The sequence below is a fragment of the Streptomyces sp. NPDC096324 genome (assembly GCF_044763015.1).
Taxonomy (GTDB): Bacteria; Actinomycetota; Actinomycetes; order Streptomycetales; family Streptomycetaceae; genus Streptomyces.
On record NZ_JBIWFK010000015.1, the window covers coordinates 131,872 to 149,257 of the forward strand.

Consider the following 17,386-nt stretch of genomic DNA (forward strand, 5'->3'; position numbering starts at 1 on the left):
GGCGCACCACGGGGAACGGGGCGGGCCGGCACGTCGGGCGATGTGCCTCCAGGTCGTGTCCGCAACGTCGCGTCGTCCGCCCGCCGGGCGGGCGAGACGTTGCGGACGCGGCCTAGGCGGTCGGCCGATCGGTGGTTTCGAGCATCCGGGTCACCCACTTGTCGACGGGCAGACCGTGCGCGGCGGCGGCTTTGGAGTAGCACTCCAGCTGGTCGGCGGACAGCTCGATGGTGAGCGTGGTGACCTTCCGCGGGTGCTTTTCGGCGGCCGCCGTCCCGGCCGGCCGGGGTACCTCTTGCTTCGGGGTGCCGCTGCCCGCGGGGACCTCGGTCCTGTCGCTCTGCGCGGCGAGGCCGGCGCGCACCGCCCGGCGCAGTTCGTTGCGCGACCACTTCTGCTGTTCGGCTCTGCGCAGCCAGTAGTCCTGCTCCGGGGGTGCCAGGCGGGTCACCTCGGCATGGTGGGCGAAGCTGAGGCCGTCCCGCCTGCGGTGGTGCTCGAACCGCCGGGCCACCCACGCGTAGTTGCGCAAGGTCTGGTAGTCGAGCCCCGTTCGCTCGACCGCCTCCTTGTACCGCCGCCACCCGTAGGTGGCCTCCCCGTAGATCAGCCAGTCCGCGAGCCACCACGCCGAGGAGTTCACCAGCTCGCGCAGGTTGGTCCCGATCTGCTCCCAGGACCGCTCCGGCAGGTTCTGCGGGAAGGCCATCCCCGACTTCTGCACCGTGGCCTGGCTCCCCACGAAGGGCAGGAGCACACCGCGCTGCGCAGGCTCACCCCTGTCCGGCGACGGCCTCGCCTTGTACCTGCTCGCGGTTCCCGCAGCCCCCGTCACAGCCTTCATCTCCCAACTCAGAGCGTCTTCCTGGGTGTGGACCGGGCGCCCGGGCGGCGCCCGCTGTCGTTGCGCCTCGACCGGTCTGCGCCCGTTCCCCGCGAACGGCGGCGAGCGGTGTGCGCGCGAGGGCGCCGGTCAGCCTCGGGTGCGGGCCGTACGGCCCTTTTCGAGCCGGCGCCCTCGGTCACGCGTGGTGCCGGCGGGTTTCCGCCGCACCGGCCCGGCGTGGGTCCGGGCGTCGTTCAGTCCGCCGCCGCCATGGCCGCCCGCAGGCTCGCGGGACGCAGGTCGGTCCAGTTCCGCTCGACGTACTCCAGGCACTCGGCCCTGGCCGCCTCGCCGAAGACCACCCGCCAGCCGGCGGGCACCTCCGCGAACACCGGCCACAGGGAGTGCTGCTCCTCGTCGTTGACCACGACGTAGAAGCGGCTGTCCTCGTCATCGAAGGGGTTCGTGCTCAACTGGCACCGTCCTTAGCCGTCATTGGGTGAACTCGGGATGGCACAGCGCCGGGCCGGTACGGGACAGCACCGGGCCAGAAGTCCGCCGATCGGTGTTCGTCCCGGCGGCCGGACGGCTGTCCGGTCGCCGGGACACCCGGGCGTCCGGCCGCCACCGGCACCCCGGGCGTCCCGTCGCCGGGACATCCCGGCATCGGTGGCGACCCCGGCGTTGCCCCGTCACCGTAAGGATCCGGCCGTCCGCGCTTCAAGGGAGGCCGGCCCGCCGGCCTCCCTCCCGGCCGGCCGGCCCCGCACCCGCCGCGATCCTCTGTACCTCACCGGGTTCCTGTGCCACGATGCCGCCCCGCGGCCCGGGGCATGCCAGGAACTGCCCGCCGAGGGGCCTGCCCGAGCCCGGGATCCGGCGCCCCTGCCCTTCCGCCGAGGCGGTCCAGGGCGCGCGGCCGGGATGCACACGTCGCTGCGGTGCGCGGCCGGGAGAGCCGGCGGTGCGGGCGGTGGCCGAAGGCTCGTGGATCGCTCGAGAGCCGCCGCACCGGCGGCAGAGGCCGCCCGGTGCCGGCCGGGCCGCGTCCTAGGGTCGGTCCAAGGGGTGCGCGGCCCGGACCGAGGGAGAGCGATGGACAGCACACGACCTGCCTTGCGCCTGTTCGTCCTGCATCACGCGGGGGGATCTCACCTGCTGTACCGCCACTGGCCGGCCCTGCTGCCCGGCACGTGGGACGTGCGGCTGCTCGACGCCCCGGGCCACGGCCTCCTGCTCGACCTGCCCCAGATCAGCGACGCCGGCCGCCTCGCCGACTTCCTGCTGCGCGCCATCGAGCCCGAACTGACCTGCCCCTACGCCTTCTTCGGGCACAGCATGGGCGCCCTCGTGGCGTACGAGATGACCCAGCGGGCCCTCGCCCGGGGCCTGCCGCTGCCGGTGTGGGTCGGTGTCTCCGCACGATCCGCGCCGCAGCCGGCCGGCGGCGGACGGGGCTATCACGACCTGCCCGCCGCCGAGTTGCGGACGTCGTTGAAACTGCTCGGGGGCACGCCCGACGCGGTCCTCGACGATCCCGGCCTGTGGGCCCGGTTCGCCCCGGTCATCCGGGCCGACCTGCGCCTGGTGGAGACCTGGCGTCCCGCTCCCGGCGCCGCTCCGCTGCCCGTGGCGCTGTCCGCCTACGCGGGCAGTGACGACCGCTCCGCCTCACCGCCGCGGATGGCCGGCTGGCGGGAGCACACCGAGCGCTTCCTGGGCCTGCGGGCCTTCGACGGCGGCCACTTCTACTTCCAGGACGATCCCGCACCGCTGCTGCGGCAGATCGAACGGGACGCGGCCACGGCGCTCGACGCGACACCGGCCGTCAACTCGGCAACGTCGCAGGCCACTTGACGTTCGTCCACGGACACGGTCCGGCTGCCGTCCGCCCCGGTACGCGTCGTCCGCGGCCTTGCTCCACAAGCGAGCCGCACACGAGGCGGGTTGCCTACTCTGCCGCCGACGAACCGCACAAGGACGACATCAGCCATGTGCGGGCGACTCCCAGGAACGGGGAACGACGATGACGACACGGAACAGACCAAGGGCCGCCGCGGTCGCCGTGGCGGCGGCCGTGCTGACGGCGACCGCCTTCACCGGCCCCGCCCGGGCATCGGGGCACCCGGCCGGCGCGAGCGGTCACCTGGCCACGCAGCAGGCGATCGAAGCGGCCGTCGCGGCCGGCATCCCCGGCATCACCGCCGAGGCACGGGATGCGGGCGGTGTCTGGAAGACGGCGGCGGGCGTGGGCGACCTGCGCACGGGTGCTCCGCGCGGCAGGAACGACCGGTTCCGCGTCGGCAGCATCACCGACACCTTCGTGGCGACGGTCCTCCTCCAGATGGAGGCGGAGAACAAGCTCAGCCTCGACGACCCCGTGGAGCGCTATCTGCCCGGCGTGGTGCGGGGCAACGGCAACGACGGCCGCACGATCACCGTACGCCAGCTCCTCAACCACACCAGCGGCCTGTTCGACTACCTCACCGAGGTGACGTACTACCAGACGTACGTCCTGGGCGACGGCTTCCTCCAGCACCGGTACGACACCCTGACGCCCGAGCAGCGCCTGGAGGTGGCCTTCTCCCACGAGCCGCTCTTCCCGCCGGGTGCCCGGCACTCCTTCTCCCGCACCAACGACATCCTGGCCGCGCTGATCGTCGAGAAGGTCGGCGGCACGTCGTACGAGAAGCAGGTGCGCCGGCGCATCATCGAGCCCCTGGGGCTCAGGGCGACGTCCAACCCCGGCACGAGCACCGGCCTGCCCCGGCCGAGCAGCCGCGGCTACACCAAGCTCTTCTTCGCCTCGCAGCCGGAGCGGATCGACGACGTCACCGAGCAGAACGGGTCGCAGGGCTGGGGCGACGGCGACATCATCTCCAGCGCGGGCGACCTGAACCGGTTCTACAAGGCCCTGATGGGCGGGAAGCTGCTGAAGGCGCAGCAGTTGGCGGAGCTGAAGACGACCGTCGTCAACCCCGATTTCCCCATCTCCTCCTACGGGCTCGGCGTGGAGCGGCTCACGCTGGGCTGCGGTACGACCCTCTGGTACCACGACGGAGGCATGCTGGGGTCGCTCGCGCTCGCCGCCTTCAGCGAGGACGGCCGCCACCAGTTCACGTTCGACTACAACGGCGACTGGGACGGGTCGGGGATCCTGTCCATCCTGAACGCCGAGTTCTGCGACACGGCCGGCACGGCGTCCCGCTGACGACGGCCGCCGGGCGCCCGCGCCGTGCCGGCGGGGCGCCCGGCAGGCGGCGGGCAGGCGGCGGGCACCGGCGCACGGCATCGCCCCCTCCCCCCGGCGTCGGCGGCATCGGCGGCGTCGGCCCAACAGAGCGTTCACCCTCAGATCATTGCAACGACCACAGAGGCTTCCGTTGCATTGAAATCAAATCCATTGCAACAAATTATTGACTCTGAGCAGCAGTGATACCCATATTGCGCAACGAGTGCGTTGCCAGATCCTTGAATGCAACGTAGCGTTTTCCATCAACGGAAACAACGAGTTGAGGAGCGCACGATGCAGAAGACCGAGCACACGACGCACCACTTCGACACCCCCGCCGCCATCTCGGCCGTCCTGGACATTCCGGCGGGGCGCATCCAGGTGATCGCCGCCGACCGGGCCGACACCACGGTGGAGGTGCGGCCCGCCGGCGGCTCCAAGAGCCGTGATGTGAAGGCGGCGGAGCAGACCGAGGTCTCCTACGCCGACGGTGTGCTGCGGGTGCGGGCGCCGGAGGCCAAGAGCCGGATCCTCGGCTCGACCGGGTCCGTGGAGGTGACGGTGCGGCTTCCGGCCGGCTCCCGGATCGAGGCGAGGGCGGCGGCCGCGGAGTTCCGCGGCGTGGGGCGGCTGGGCGAGGTCGTCCTCGAGGGCGGTCACCGCTCGGTCAAGCTCGACGAGGCCGACCGGGTGCGCCTGACGGGCCTGGACGCGGACATCACCGTCGGCCGTCTCAACGGCCCCGGCGAGATCAGCACGCAGAAGGGCGATCTGAACATCATCGAGGCGGTACGTGGGCAGATCACGCTGAGCACGCTGATGGGTGACATCACCATCGCCGCCGCCCCGGGGGTTTCCGCCGTCCTGGACGCCGGCACCACCCTCGGCCGGATCAGCAACACGCTCCACAACACCGACGCCGCCCCCGGCCTGACGATCCGCGCGAACACCACCCACGGCGACATCACCGCCCGCGGTCTCTGACCCACCACCTCCTCGACCCACGTCCCGGCATAAGGAGCACCCCCCATGACCGACCCGGCCATCGCGGCGCACGGGCTGCGCAAGTCCTACGGCGACAAGACCGTCCTGGACGGCATCGACCTGACGGTCCCGCAGGGCACGGTGTTCGCCCTGCTCGGCCCGAACGGTGCGGGCAAGACCACCGCCGTCAAGATCCTCTCCACGCACATCTCCCCGGACCCCGGCTCCGGCCCGGTCCTGGTCGGCGGTCACGACCTGGCCAAGGAGGCACAGGCGGTGCGGGCCGCGATCGGGGTCACCGGCCAGTTCTCGGCCGTCGACGGCCTGATCACCGGCGAGGAGAACATGCTCCTGATGGCCGACCTGCACCACCTGCCCAAGACCGAGGGACGGCGCGTCACCGCCGAACTCCTGGAGCGCTTCGACCTGGTGGAAGCGGCGAAGAAGCCCGCCTCCACCTACTCCGGCGGCATGAAGCGCCGCCTGGACATCGCCATGACCCTGGTCGGCAGTCCGCGGATCATCTTCCTCGACGAGCCGACCACCGGCCTGGACCCCCGCTCCCGGCACAACATGTGGCAGATCATCCGCGAACTCGTCACCGCCGGCACCACCGTCTTCCTCACCACCCAGTACCTGGAGGAGGCCGACGAACTCGCCGACCGCATCGCCGTCCTCAACGACGGAAAGATCGCCGCCGAGGGCACCGCGGAGGAACTCAAGCGGCTCATCCCCGGCGGACACGTCCGGCTGCGCTTCACCGACCCCACCGCCTACCAGTCGGCCGCCACCTCACTGGGCGACGCCTCCCGCGACGACGAGGCCCTCGCCCTGCAACTGCCCAGCGACGGCAGCCAGCACGACCTGCGCACCATCCTCGACCGCCTGGAGGCCGCCGGCATCCAGGCCGACGAACTGACCGTGCACACCCCCGACCTCGACGACGTCTTCTTCGCCCTCACCGGCCCCGCCACCGTCCCCAACCAGTCCAAGGAGACCGTCCGATGAGTGCCCTCTCCCTCGCCGTGCGCGACTCGTCCACCATGCTGCGCCGCAATCTCCTGCACGCCCGCCGCTACCCCTCGCTCACCTTGAACCTGCTGCTCACCCCCGTGATGCTCCTGCTGCTGTTCGTCTACATCTTCGGCGACACCATGAGCGGCGGCGCGGGCCGCTCCGCCTACATCGCCTACATCGTCCCCGGCATCCTGCTCATGACCATCGGCTCCACCGTCGTCGGCACCGCCGTCTCGGTCGCCACCGACATGAACGAAGGCATCATCGCCCGCTTCCGCACCATGGCCATCCACCGAGGATCCATCCTGTTCGGACATGTCGTCGGCAGCGTCCTGCAGGCGGTGCTCAGCGTGATCCTGGTCGGCGCCGTCGGCGTCGCCATGGGCTTCCGCTCCACCGACGCCACCGTCATCGAATGGCTCGCCGCCTTCGGACTGCTGGTCCTGTTCGCGCTGGCCTTCACCTGGATCGCGGTCGGCATGGGCATGGGCAGCCCCAACGCCGAAGCGGCCAGCAACAACGCCATGCCGCTGATCCTGCTGCCCCTCATCTCCAGCGCCTTCGTCCCCCTGCACTCCATGCCCGGCTGGTTCCAGCCCATCGCCCACTACCAGCCCTTCACCCCCGCCATCGAAACCCTGCGCGGACTCCTCCTGGGCACCGAGATCGGCAACGACGGATGGATCGCCCTCGCCTGGTGCCTGGCCCTGATCGCCCTCGGCCACCGCTGGTCCAAGGCCCAGTTCGACCGCGACCCCCAATAAAGGGCAGGACACCGCGGGCCACCGCCCGCGAACCCGCTCCACCCCAGGGCGGCGCACCCCGGCACCCCGCCGGAGCGCGCCGCCCTCGGCCGTGGCCGAAACACCTCCTTGCGGGCACCGCCGGCCGGTCCGCCGGAATTTGCGGGCACCGCCGGCCGGTCCGCCGGAATTCCGGACGTGAATTTCCCGGCGGGAGAAACAGAAAGGCTTCCCCGGATTCACGCCGGGTGCCGTTCCCGCCGACGGGACAGACTTCCCCCGCCGGAATACCGGCTGCCGCGCCATCGGGCCACGGACGCCCTTGCCCGGACAGTCCCCGAGCAACCGTTCGAGTGCCGCTCTGGTGCCGCCCCAGCCCGCGCTGCGAGGCTTCTCGCCGGTTATATGCACCCTTTCGATGGAGGCATGATGGCGCATCAGGCCGAAGAGAGCGCGGGGTCGCGTGGCGGCCCCGCGGCCACGCTCCCGCAGCCCCCGCCGCGGCAGCCGCGCGGCGCGGCGGCCGCGCCGCGCCGGAACCAGGTGCTGACGACCAGGGTGGGCCTGCAGATGCCGGCCAAGATGGCCTACGACGAGTGGGAGCGGGCCGGGCACCAGCTCGCCGACGTCCTCGACTCGTCCTCCTGGTGGCTGGGCGACTGGCTCGTCTACGGCAAGGACCACTACACCGACCGCTACCAGCGCGGGATACGCGCGGCCGGGCTGTCGTACCAGACCCTGCGCAACTACGCGTGGGTCTCACGGCGTTTCGACCTCGACCGGCGCCGGCCCTCCCTGAGCTTCCAGCACCACGCCGAGCTGGCCTCCATGCCGGTCGCGGACCAGGAGCTGTGGCTCGACCGCGCCGAGCAGCGGCGGTGGACCACCAAGCAGCTGCGGGCCGCCCTGCGCGCCGCGCGCCAGGGCGAGCGGCAGCCGGCCGCTCCCGCCGAGCCGAGCCGCCGTCTGGAGGTTCCGGGCAGCCGGCTGGAGTGGTGGCACCAGGCCGCGCAGCAGCTGGGCGTGGACTTCGAGCAGTGGGTGATGGCCACGCTGGACAGCGCGGCCGCGACCGCCCTGGAGGCGCCCGGCACACCGGCGGAGCGCCCCGGGGCGGCCGCGCTCAAGGGCGTGCAGGACATGCAGGGGATCGCCGGGCAGCGGACCCACCCGGTGGCCATCAGCGCCTGAGACTCCGGCACCGGGGCCGCCGGCGTCTCACGGCAGCCGGTTCATCAGCCCGGCGACCTCGTGCTTGTACGTGCACCCGCTCTGCCCGAACGCGGCCTGGACCCGCTCGCGGACCTCGCCCGGCTGCTCCTGGCTGAGCTTGAACATGCCCTCGGCGCCCGTGACCGTGAAGCGGAACGCCCCGACGGCGGGCACGATCTTGCGGAAGTAGCCGAGCGAGTCGGTCATGTCCCAGCCGTCGCCGAACGCCTTCTCGAAGGCGCGCACGGTGGCCTGCACCACCTCCAGCGTCTCCTCGGTCGACTCGATCCTCTCCACCACTCCCCGGACATGCACCGCGGTGAAGTTCCACGTGGGGGCGGCCGGGGTCTTCTCGTACACCGTGGGTGACACGTAGGCGTGCGGGCCGGTGAACGTCAGCAGCAGCACGCCGCCCGACCGCAGCGCCGCCCAGTGGGGGTTGGCCCGGTTCATGTGCCCGAGCAGCGTGACCCCCCTCAGCCCGTCGCCGGCGGCCCCGGAGGCCTCCGGAGCGCAGGGGGCGTCGGGGGCGTCGGGGTCGAAGATGACCGGCAGGTGCGTGGCGAAGGGACCGTTCTCGGGGCTGCCGTTCGTCACCGCGAGAGCCAATGGGTTGTCACGGATCAGATCCGCCGTCCAGGAATTATTCGGCTCGCGATAAAAGCTGGGCACGAACATTCGCATTCTCCTTTTCGGGAATTCGCTTGTTTCGAGAATCCCAGCCGACCATACGGCCGTCCCGCCGCCAGGACAATGCTTCCACATTCCGGGGGCCTGGAGAAGGCCTGAAGAAGTCCTCAAGCGGTCTTCGACCATTATTCGAGAAATGCTCCGCCCCCCCCTTTTCACCCCGCTGCCGCTTTTCCGCGGGCCGGTGCGTGCCGGTGCCGGTGCGCCCGCTGCCGGCCCGGGCCCGGCGCCGGTGCGCGCCGGCCGCGACCGGGAGGGCGGCGGAAGGGCGACGGGAGCGCGGCGGGCAGCGTGCGGCGGGGTCCGGGCAAGGTTTCTCCGCCCCCCGCGGGCCGAAGTCACCTCTCTCACCAGCGACTCCGCCACCACTCCAGCGTCACAGGACCGGATCTCAGGATCGAGTTGCCAACATCATGGCAAGGTTTTGCCAAGCCGGAAGGCGCGTTGTGAGCCACCGGTCGATTTCCAGACGCATCGGGAGCATTCACATGGAGACAACGGGCAGGCGGAGCGAAGAGGTCTACGACGTGGTCGGTATCGGGTTCGGCCCGTCCAACCTGTCGCTCGCCATCGCTCTGGAAGAGCACGGGGCGAGCACTCCGCAGCATCCGGTCACCGCCCACTTCTTCGAGCGGCAGCCCGCCTTCGGCTGGCACCGGAACATGCTGCTGCCGTCGACGACCATGCAGATCTCGTTCCTCAAGGACCTGGCCACGTACCGGAACCCGCTGTCCCGCTACAGCTTCGTCTCGTACCTGCACGCCTCAAACCGGCTGGTGCAGTTCGTGAACAACCAGGACTTCTTCCCCACCCGCCAGGAGTTCCACCAGTATCTGGAGTGGGCGGCCGCCGCTCTGGGCGACCGCGTCACCTACGGCGCCGAGGTCACCTCGATCCGGCCCGTCGCCGAGGCCGGAGCCGCGAAGTCCGAGCTCCTCGAGATCGAGGTCCGCGCCGGCGACGGCAGCACCCGCGTGGTCGCCGCGCGCAACGTGGTCATCTCCACCGGTCTGGTGCCGCGCATGCCGGACGGCGTGAGGTCCGACGAACGGGTGTGGCACAGCTCGGAGTTCCTCGGCAAGTTCAACGCGCAGGACCCGAAGGACCTCAAGAGCGTGGCGGTGGTCGGCGCCGGCCAGAGCGCGGCCGAGATCGTCCGGTTCTTCCACGACGCGCTGCCGCACGCCCAGGTCTCCGCGGTCGTGCCGTCCTACGGCTACGCCATCGCCGACGACACGCCCTTCGCCAACCAGGTGTTCGACCCCGGCGCGGTCGACGACCACTACTTCGGCACCGAGCAGGCACGGGACGCGTTCTGGCGCTACCACCGCAACACCAACTACTCGGTGGTCGACTCCGACGTCATCCGGGACCTGTACCGGCGCACGTACGACGAGCGGGTGCGCGGCGGCGAGCGGCTGCACTTCCGCAGCCTCACCCGGGTCACCGACGTCAAGCGCGCCGGCAGCGAGACGCGGGTGAGCCTGCGCTCGCTGCTCGACGACCGGACGGAGGAACTCGCCGTCGACGCCCTGGTGTTCGCCACCGGCTACGACAACCTGGACCCCGCCCGCCTGCTCGGCGACTTCGATGGGCACTTCCTGCGCGACGCGGCGGGCCGGCACCAGGTGGAGCGCGACTACCGCCTGCTGAGCGCATCCGGGCTGGACAGCGGGGTCTACCTCCAGGGCGGCACCGAGCACACCCACGGCCTGTCCTCGGCCCTGCTGTCGAACATCGCGGTCCGCAGCGGCGAGATCGCCGATTCGATCGTCCTGCGGCGCACCGAGCGGGAGCTGAACCGTGCCTGCCCCGTGCCCAGCGCACGCTCGGCCGTCTGAGGGCAGGCCGGACCACCGTCCCGTTGACAGGACATGACCCCGCGGCAGGACACTCGAGGACCCGTGCGCGAGGACCGCGGCGGGCGCCCCCCTCGGGCCGACCGGTGTTCACCGTCCCAAGAACCCGCAGCACAGCCAAGTTCTCTCGTGCAGCTCTCCAGCACATGTCCACCGGTCATGGGCCCAGCCCGTGGCCGGGGTCACCCACAGAAGGAGTCGTGACCCACATGAGCGCCAACTTCCCGGTCGGCGGCCTCGTTCGGCGGGCGAGGATGTCATGACCGTCAGCGTGCACCAGGCCCAGGTCAAGGCCCGGTCCCTCGGCGACGCCCTGCCGTGGCTGGCCCGCCACCAGGGCCGTACGGTCGTCGTCAAACTGGGCGGACACGCCATGGTCGACGCGGACCTCACGGCGGCCTTCGCCCGCGACATCGTCTTCCTGCGCTACGCCGGGCTGCGGCCCGTGGTGGTCCACGGAGGCGGCCCCCAGATCGACGCCGAGCTCGAACGCCGCGGCATGAAACGCGAGTTCGCGGCAGGCCTGCGCGTCACCCCGCCGGAGGCGATGGACGTGGTGCGCATGGTCCTCGCCGGCCAGGTGCAGCGCGAGCTGGTCGGGCTGATCAACCGGCACGGGCCGCTCGCCGTCGGCATGACCGGCGAGGACGCCGGCACCCTGACCGCGGTACGGCACGTGCCGTGGATCGACGGGGAACCCGTCGACGTCGGCAGGGTCGGCGACATCACCGGCGTGGACACCACCACCCTGGACGGCCTGCTGGCGAGCGGCCGGATCCCGGTGGTCTCGCCGCTCGCCCGCAACGCCGAGGACGGCCTGGTCTGCAACGTCAACGCCGACACCGTGGCGGCGGCGCTGGCGACCGCTCTGGGGGCCCACACGCTCGTCATGCTCACCGACGTGGCGGGGCTGTACGCGGGCTGGCCGCACAGTACCGAGGTCATCCCGCGGCTGACGGCCGACGAGCTGGAAAAGCTCCTGCCGGAACTGAGCGAGGGCATGGTGCCCAAGATGACCGGCTGTCTGAAGGCCGTACGGGGCGGGGTGGGCGCGGCCCGGGTGATCGACGGGCGGGTCCCGCACGCGGTCCTCCTGGAGATGTTCACCGACGACGGGATCGGGACGGTGATCGTGCCGGACCCGGACGAGGAGGAGGTCCTGCCGTGAACGGACAGTGGCAACAGCGACCGCGGGCCGCCGGACCGGCGGGCGGCACCCGGCGGCCGCCGGACTCCGGGCCCGCCCCGCGGCCGGCCGCCCTCGTCCACGAGCTGGTCACCGCGGCCGCGGCGGACGGGGCGGAGGCCGGGGAGTGCGCGCGCCGCCTCGCCGCCTCGCTGCCGCCCCGGGCCCGGTCCGTCCTGCTGGACGCCCTGGCCGAGACGGGCCCCTGGCCCGACGCCGAGGGCCCGGACGGGTACGAGAGCGGTGGCCGGCTCTTCTTCGACGAGCCCGGGCACCCGCTGCCCGCGGCCCGCTCCCATCTGAGCCTGCTGCCCGCCCACCGGACATCCGGGCCGCACCGGCAGGCCGCCGCCCCCGGCGACGGCGACCACCACCCCGGCGACGGTGGCGGGGTGTGGGCCGAGCCCTGTACCGGGCCGCCCGCCGCCGTCGTCCGCCTGCGGTTCGCCGACGCGATCGCGCTGGAGCGGGCCGGCGCCTGCTTCGACGGCGCGTGCGGCGACCCTGCCACCGGCACCCTCCAGATCCCCGCGGACGCCGGTGTCGAGACGCTGCGGGCCGTGCTCGCGGTCCTCGACGCGGCGGCGCTCGCACCCGAGTCGCTCACCGTGCACTCGAACGAACTCGACGACGTCTTCGCCGCGTTCACCGGCCTGCTCTGAACTCTTTGGCGCCCTCGCCGCCGCCCGGTGCGCCGGGCGGCGGCGGTGTCAGCCGCCCGCGCCCTGTTCCCGGATGCCGCGCAGCAAGTGGGCCTGGTCCTGGACCAGTTGGTCGATCCGGCTCTGCAGGCGCGCCAGCTCGGCCGCCAGGTCCGCACGGCGCGGAGTCGCGGGGGCCAGGGTGGGGCAGTGGTTGAGGATCGCCTCCAGGCGGCACCGCAGCGCCGGGCCGGGTTCCACGCCGAGCGCGGCCAGAAGACGGCGGCGCGCGCGTTCGTAGACGCCGAGGGCCTCCGACTGCCGGCCGCACCGGTACAGGGCGACCATCAGCAGGTCGTAGAGGCGTTCGCGCAGCGGATGGGCGGCGGTGAGCCGTTCCAGGTCGCCGATGATCTCGGCGTGGCGGCCGCAGTTCACGCTCGCCTCGTACAGGGCTTCCAGGGTGGTCAGGCGCTGTTCCTCCAGGCGGTCCGCCTCGGCCGTGCACAGCGGGCCGTGGCAGGAGTCCTGCAGGGCGCTGCCCTGCCACAGCGCGAGTGCCTGGCCCAGGAGCCGGGTCGCGTCGCGGGGGTCGCTGGGGGCGGTGGCCCGGCCCTGGCCGGACAGCCGGGTGAAGCGGGCCGCGTCGGTCGAGGCGCTGCCGAGGCTGAGGACGTATCCGGTGGGCAGGGTGCTGATCCACTCGTGGCCGGGGGCGGGCAGCAGCCGGCGCAGCCGGGCGACGTGGGTGTGCAGGGCGCTGGGCGCGTTGGCGGGGGGCCGGCCGCCCCACAGTTCCTCCACCAGGCGGTCCACGGAGAGCTGCTGGCCCGCGTGGACGACGAGGGTGGCGAGCAGGGCCCGCTGTTTGGGTCCGCAGGGGGTGATGCCGGTCCCGGTCCGCCGGTTGTGGACGGCCACCGGACCCAGCAGCCGGAACTCGGTCGCCTCGATCGTCTCGGCGACCTCGGTGACCTCGGTGCGGGTGGGGGCGGGTGCGGCGAGGACGGGGGCGCTCATCGCGCCGCCGCGGACGGGGCGCGGGTGGTCAGCAGGGCGCGGCGCACGTCGTCCTGGATCCGCGCGGCGACCGCGGGGAGGTGGTCCTGGAAGTAGAAGTGGCCGCCGTCGAAGAGGTGCCGTCCCAGGAAGTGCTCGGTGGCATCGGCCCAGCCGTCCAGGCGGTGGGGCGGGGCCACCTGGTCCAGGGTGCCGCCGAACACGGACAGGGGAACGGGCAGCGGAGCGGTCAGGGGCCGGGTGCGCCAGGTCTCGCTCATGCGCAGGTCGGCGCGGATGGTCGGCGCGAACAGCTCCCACAGTTCGTCGTGGTCCATGACCTGGGCGGGGGTGCCGCCCATCGTGGTCAGCTCGTGGCGCAGCGCGGCGTCGCTCAGCAGGTGCCGGCGCACCGGGTCCCCGTCGGGGTGCAGGGTGCCGCGGGCGGACACGCCGAGCCAGAGGGGGGGTGTGCGGCCGGCGTCGAGGAGGCGGCGGGTCAGTTCGTAGGCGACGAGTCCGCCCATGCTGTGCCCGAAGAACGCGTAGGGGCCCACGAGCCGGGTGTCCAGTTCGTGCAGGAAGTGGTCGAGCAGTGCGCCGGCGTCGTCCAGGGCGGGGCGCTTGTCGCGGGGGCCGCGGCCCGGCGCGTCGGGGATCCGCACGTCCCAGTGGGCGGGGAAGCTGGACGGCCAGTCGCGGTAGGCCAGATGCGAACCGCCGGAGTGGTGGAACACGAACAGGCGCAGCTTCGGCTCTTCCGCCTTGTGCATGAAAAACTCCATCGGGAAGACTCTCCGGCGTCCGGCCCGCCGGCGAACGGGCCCCGGACCAGGGGCAAGAGGGGACGGTAGCGGCGTCCGGGCCGCAGGGTCCGCCGTCCCGAGCGGGTCTCGAACCGCTCTCGAGTGCGTGCGGACCCGCTTCCTCCCGCGTCGACGCGCCCGCCCTCGTCGAGGACGGCAGGCGGGCGCGGACGGGGAGGAGGATGGTGCACGAACGACCCTAGGCGAGAGCGGTCCTCACCTCCCGTGCGCTGTACGGAACGTCGAGTTCACCTGCGGCGGTTCGGGGCCCGGGTTCAGGCGAGGTCGTCGCGGGTGACCCGGCGGTGCGTGATGCGCCACTCGCCGCCCGAGCGGACCAGGACGTCTTCCATGACGTACGCGTGCAGCGCCTTGGGGCCGCCCTGGCCGGGGGTGATGTGGACCAGCGCGGAGCAGCGGGTGTGCAGGGAGCCGTCGGTCTGCGGCCGTACGTCGAGGATGCCGACCCAGTGCTCCAGGCGGCCGCCGGTGTGCCGCCGGTGTGCCGCGCCGGCCCGCACGTAGCCGGCCAGGGCGACACGCGCCTTGGCGGGCGCGGGCAGGGACGGCAGGTGCAGGACGGCGTCCTCGGCGAAGGTCTCGGCCCAGCGCTTGGTGTCGTGCGCGTCCAGCAGCCGCATCTGGTGCGCGTAGAAGCGCTGCGCCTGTGCGTACAGGGCGGCGAACTCACCTCCGGGCAGGGCGGGTTGGGCGGTGCTCACCAGCTCGACGGTCATGTTTCGGCCCTCCGCTTTCGTCCGCGTCCTCAAAGGGGTGGGGGGACGCCAGGGGGATCCCGGGGATCCACGTTCGGTGCGGACAGTCTTCGAGGCCTGGATCGAGCATCTTTCAAAACCGCCTCAAGCGATCCCTGACACCGGTTCGCTCGTGCGGGAAAACAGTGCGGCGGCGAGGGTGCGCACCGCGACGGCGTTCAGCCCGTTGCCGAGAGCGAGGCCGGCCCGCTGCCGGGTCATGCGGGCTCCTGGTCCCACAGAGGTGTGTCGGTGCGCAGGACCGAGTAGAGGACCTGGTCGTGCCAGCGGCCCGAGCGCCACTGGGCGGAGCGCAGGATGCCCTCGCGGGTGAAGCCGGCCTTTTCCAGGGCGCGTTGCTCGGCGAGGTTGGCGTGGTCGGTGAAGGCCTGGACACGTTCGGCGCGGGTGTGGGCGAAGAGGTGCTCGACGACCTGGCGCTGGGCGGCGGTTCCGGTGCCGCGGCCGCGGGCGGCGGGGAACAGGGCGACGGCGATGGTCCAGCAGGCGGAGGTGTCGGGGCGCCCCCAGGCGGAGGCGAACCATTCGACGCGGCCCACCGCCTCGCCGGCGGCGGTGACGGTGAGCATGCCGCCCTCGCGGCCCAGGAGGCGGTCCTCGGCGTAGCGCTCGCGCAGCCGGTGGGTGGAGGTGAACCCGAACCACTGGAAGGGGCCGGTGCCGTCCTGGGTGGTGAACTCGCGCTCGAAGAGGTCGAGATCGCCGGGGACGACGGGGCGCAGGGACACGTCACTGCTCATTTCGGATGGGCTCCTTGGCCGCCGGGTCGGTGTGTGCCGCGCCGCGTTCTCCGGCGGGCACCGGGGGTGTTCAGCATCCACCACGTCCGGCCGTCCGGGCGGGGAAAGGGCGCGGTACCCGGCCTCGCCGGACAGCGGGACGCGGCGGTTCAGGCGCCGGGCCGGCGCCGGCCGGAATCCGGGGGGCGGTCCGGCACCAGGGTCAGATGGCGCCGGCCGGCGGACCGTACGCGCGGGGTGCCGGGCCCTGCCGGCCGGGACGGCACGGCGTGCGCCACCGGTACGGGTGCCTGTACGGGTGCCGGTGCCGGTACGAGTGCCGGTGCCGGTACGGGTGCCGGTACGGGTGCCGGTGCGGGTGGTCTCGGGTGCTGGGCGGGCACGGGGCGGGTCTCGGTCACGGCGTCCTTGAGGGCGTGGGCGAACACCTCGATGTCCTCGGCCGAGTTGTCGTGGTGGACGGATGCGCGTACGGCCGTGACGACGCCGCGCTCGGGCAGGTACAGCGGGACCTCGTGGGCGACCGTCTTGCCCACCACGACGCCGCGGTCCGCGAGCCGGCGGCGCACCAGTGCGGCCGGCACGTCCGGGTGCCGGAAGGTGACGATGCCGCTCTGGAGGCGGCCGGGGGCGATCAGTTCGGTGCCGGCGGTGTCCTCGACGGCGGCGCGCAGGCCCAGGGCGAGGTCCCTGCCCGGGGGCGGGGCCGTGTGCAGGGCCAGGGCCCGGTTCAGCGCGGCGGCCGCGGCGCCGTGCGGCGGCACCAGGGGCGGGCCGCCGTGCGGGGCCAGCATCGTGCGCAGCCGCGGTGCGACGCCGGCGAATCCGGCCGCGTAGGGGCCTCGCAGGAACCTCCAGCCGTCCCCGGTCACCAGGTGGCAGCCGATGCGGGCGGCGTCCAGGGGCAGTTGGCCCACCGCGTACGAGGCGTCGACGGCGTACAGGCAGCGGTGGGGGGCGAGGAGGCGGCCGATGTCCTCGACGGGATGGACGATGCCGCAGCCGGAGGGCACGTACGGGACGCAGACCAGGGCGACGTCGCCGCCGATGTGCCGTGCCATCCACTCCAGGTCGAGGTCGCCGTCGGGGCGCAGCGGTACGACCTCCAGCCGGCAGCCGGTGCGCGCGCGCAGCGCGAGGACGGTGCTGAGGTTGGCGGCCGACTCGTAGGGCGTGGCCCAGACGCGGTCGCGCGGGCCGAGCGGCAGCCGGGACAGCACGGCGGCGAACGCGTCGGCGGCGCCCGTGCACAGGAAGGTGTCCCCGGGCGGGGTGCCCAGCAGGGCGGCCAGCCGCTCGTGGATCTCCCGGTGCAGGACGTCCTCGAGGCGTTCGTCCAGCTCGTAGGGGCCGTAGCGGTCCTCGAAACGCGTCCACTCGGTGAGGACCTCCCGTACGGCCGCGGGCATGCGGCCCGTGCCGGCCGGGTCGAGGTGGATCCTGCGGTCACCGTGGGATTTCTCGTTCACTTCAGGGGCCTCCCCCCACAGGTGAGGCAAATGATTGCCTAGTTCTTGGCAACACCTTGCCGTCAGTGTCGGAGGTTTGGCAACCTCGGGCATCACCGGCTCCGGCGCGGCTCTAGCGGCCGGGCCGGCGTCAGGGTCCTCGACCGCGTCCGGCCCGGTTCCCCAGGAATTGCCAAGCGTTGCCAGAGCGTTTCCGGCTTTGCCAA

General features: G+C 72.6%; 17 protein-coding genes. 9 read left to right on the forward strand and 8 right to left on the reverse strand.

Features of this window, described 5'->3' with window-relative positions; all coding sequences use genetic code 11:
- Positions 1 to 112: 112 nt before the first annotated feature.
- Positions 113 to 709: an LmbU family transcriptional regulator gene (locus tag ACIQ7M_RS33495; RefSeq protein WP_403651291.1), complete on the reverse strand. Its 597-nt coding sequence runs from the start codon at positions 707 to 709 to the stop codon at positions 113 to 115.
- 371 nt (positions 710 to 1,080) lie between these two features.
- On the reverse strand, positions 1,081 to 1,299 hold the full coding sequence (locus tag ACIQ7M_RS33500) for an MbtH family protein (RefSeq protein WP_389841304.1): 219 nt from the start codon (positions 1,297 to 1,299) through the stop codon (positions 1,081 to 1,083).
- A 622-nt stretch (positions 1,300 to 1,921) separates the two neighbouring features.
- On the opposite strand from ACIQ7M_RS33500, the gene ACIQ7M_RS33505 reads away from it, so the two are divergent.
- The 6 genes from ACIQ7M_RS33505 (at position 1,922) to ACIQ7M_RS33530 (ending at position 7,993) form a co-directional block, all read left to right on the forward strand.
- Positions 1,922 to 2,683, forward strand: a complete 762-nt coding sequence (locus tag ACIQ7M_RS33505; protein WP_403651293.1) for a thioesterase II family protein — start codon at positions 1,922 to 1,924, stop codon at positions 2,681 to 2,683.
- 169 nt (positions 2,684 to 2,852) lie between these two features.
- Positions 2,853 to 4,037: a serine hydrolase domain-containing protein gene (locus ACIQ7M_RS33510; RefSeq protein WP_403651295.1), complete on the forward strand. Its 1,185-nt coding sequence runs from the start codon at positions 2,853 to 2,855 to the stop codon at positions 4,035 to 4,037.
- A 315-nt stretch (positions 4,038 to 4,352) separates the two neighbouring features.
- On the forward strand, positions 4,353 to 5,042 hold the full coding sequence (locus ACIQ7M_RS33515) for a hypothetical protein (protein ID WP_403651297.1): 690 nt from the start codon (positions 4,353 to 4,355) through the stop codon (positions 5,040 to 5,042).
- 45 nt (positions 5,043 to 5,087) lie between these two features.
- Positions 5,088 to 6,050, forward strand: a complete 963-nt coding sequence (locus ACIQ7M_RS33520; protein ID WP_403651299.1) for an ATP-binding cassette domain-containing protein — start codon at positions 5,088 to 5,090, stop codon at positions 6,048 to 6,050.
- Complete coding sequence (locus tag ACIQ7M_RS33525; protein WP_403651301.1) at positions 6,047 to 6,823, forward strand: ABC transporter permease; 777 nt, start codon at positions 6,047 to 6,049, stop codon at positions 6,821 to 6,823. Before ACIQ7M_RS33520 ends, ACIQ7M_RS33525 begins: the two co-directional genes overlap by 4 nt.
- Before the next feature lie 405 nt (positions 6,824 to 7,228).
- Complete coding sequence (locus ACIQ7M_RS33530) at positions 7,229 to 7,993, forward strand: LmbU family transcriptional regulator (RefSeq protein WP_403651303.1); 765 nt, start codon at positions 7,229 to 7,231, stop codon at positions 7,991 to 7,993.
- Positions 7,994 to 8,020: 27 nt separating this feature from the next.
- On the opposite strand, the gene ACIQ7M_RS33535 is transcribed toward ACIQ7M_RS33530, so the two are convergent.
- Positions 8,021 to 8,692, reverse strand: coding sequence for an FMN-binding negative transcriptional regulator (locus ACIQ7M_RS33535; RefSeq protein WP_403651305.1), 672 nt, complete (start codon positions 8,690 to 8,692; stop codon positions 8,021 to 8,023).
- A gap of 500 nt (positions 8,693 to 9,192) precedes the next feature.
- Here ACIQ7M_RS33535 and ACIQ7M_RS33540 point away from each other — a divergent pair, with 500 nt between their 5' ends.
- The 3 genes from ACIQ7M_RS33540 to ACIQ7M_RS33550 all read left to right on the forward strand — a co-directional run bounded on the left by ACIQ7M_RS33540 (position 9,193) and on the right by ACIQ7M_RS33550 (position 12,411).
- Positions 9,193 to 10,545, forward strand: coding sequence for a lysine N(6)-hydroxylase/L-ornithine N(5)-oxygenase family protein (locus ACIQ7M_RS33540; protein ID WP_403651307.1), 1,353 nt, complete (start codon positions 9,193 to 9,195; stop codon positions 10,543 to 10,545).
- 277 nt (positions 10,546 to 10,822) lie between these two features.
- On the forward strand, positions 10,823 to 11,731 hold the full coding sequence (gene argB / locus ACIQ7M_RS33545; RefSeq protein ID WP_386980366.1) for an acetylglutamate kinase: 909 nt from the start codon (positions 10,823 to 10,825) through the stop codon (positions 11,729 to 11,731).
- A complete protein-coding gene (locus ACIQ7M_RS33550; protein ID WP_403651310.1) occupies positions 11,728 to 12,411 on the forward strand; it encodes a hypothetical protein in 684 nt (227 codons plus the stop codon). The genes argB and ACIQ7M_RS33550 overlap by 4 nt, the downstream gene beginning before the upstream one ends.
- A 48-nt stretch (positions 12,412 to 12,459) precedes the next feature.
- On the opposite strand, the gene ACIQ7M_RS33555 is transcribed toward ACIQ7M_RS33550, so the two are convergent.
- The 5 genes from ACIQ7M_RS33555 to ACIQ7M_RS33575 form a co-directional block, all read right to left on the reverse strand.
- Positions 12,460 to 13,410 (reverse strand): BTAD domain-containing putative transcriptional regulator, encoded by a 951-nt coding sequence (locus tag ACIQ7M_RS33555; protein ID WP_403651312.1) that lies wholly within the window; start codon positions 13,408 to 13,410, stop codon positions 12,460 to 12,462.
- Positions 13,407 to 14,162, reverse strand: coding sequence for a thioesterase II family protein (locus ACIQ7M_RS33560; RefSeq protein ID WP_403651314.1), 756 nt, complete (start codon positions 14,160 to 14,162; stop codon positions 13,407 to 13,409). The genes ACIQ7M_RS33555 and ACIQ7M_RS33560 overlap by 4 nt, the downstream gene beginning before the upstream one ends.
- A 308-nt stretch (positions 14,163 to 14,470) precedes the next feature.
- Positions 14,471 to 14,932, reverse strand: coding sequence for a nuclear transport factor 2 family protein (locus ACIQ7M_RS33565; RefSeq protein WP_403651316.1), 462 nt, complete (start codon positions 14,930 to 14,932; stop codon positions 14,471 to 14,473).
- A gap of 236 nt (positions 14,933 to 15,168) precedes the next feature.
- Entirely contained in the window at positions 15,169 to 15,711 is a 543-nt protein-coding gene (locus ACIQ7M_RS33570; protein WP_403651318.1) for a GNAT family N-acetyltransferase, read from the reverse strand.
- A gap of 149 nt (positions 15,712 to 15,860) precedes the next feature.
- Positions 15,861 to 17,180, reverse strand: coding sequence for an aminotransferase class V-fold PLP-dependent enzyme (locus ACIQ7M_RS33575; protein ID WP_403651320.1), 1,320 nt, complete (start codon positions 17,178 to 17,180; stop codon positions 15,861 to 15,863).
- Between the last annotated feature and the right edge of the window lie 206 nt (positions 17,181 to 17,386).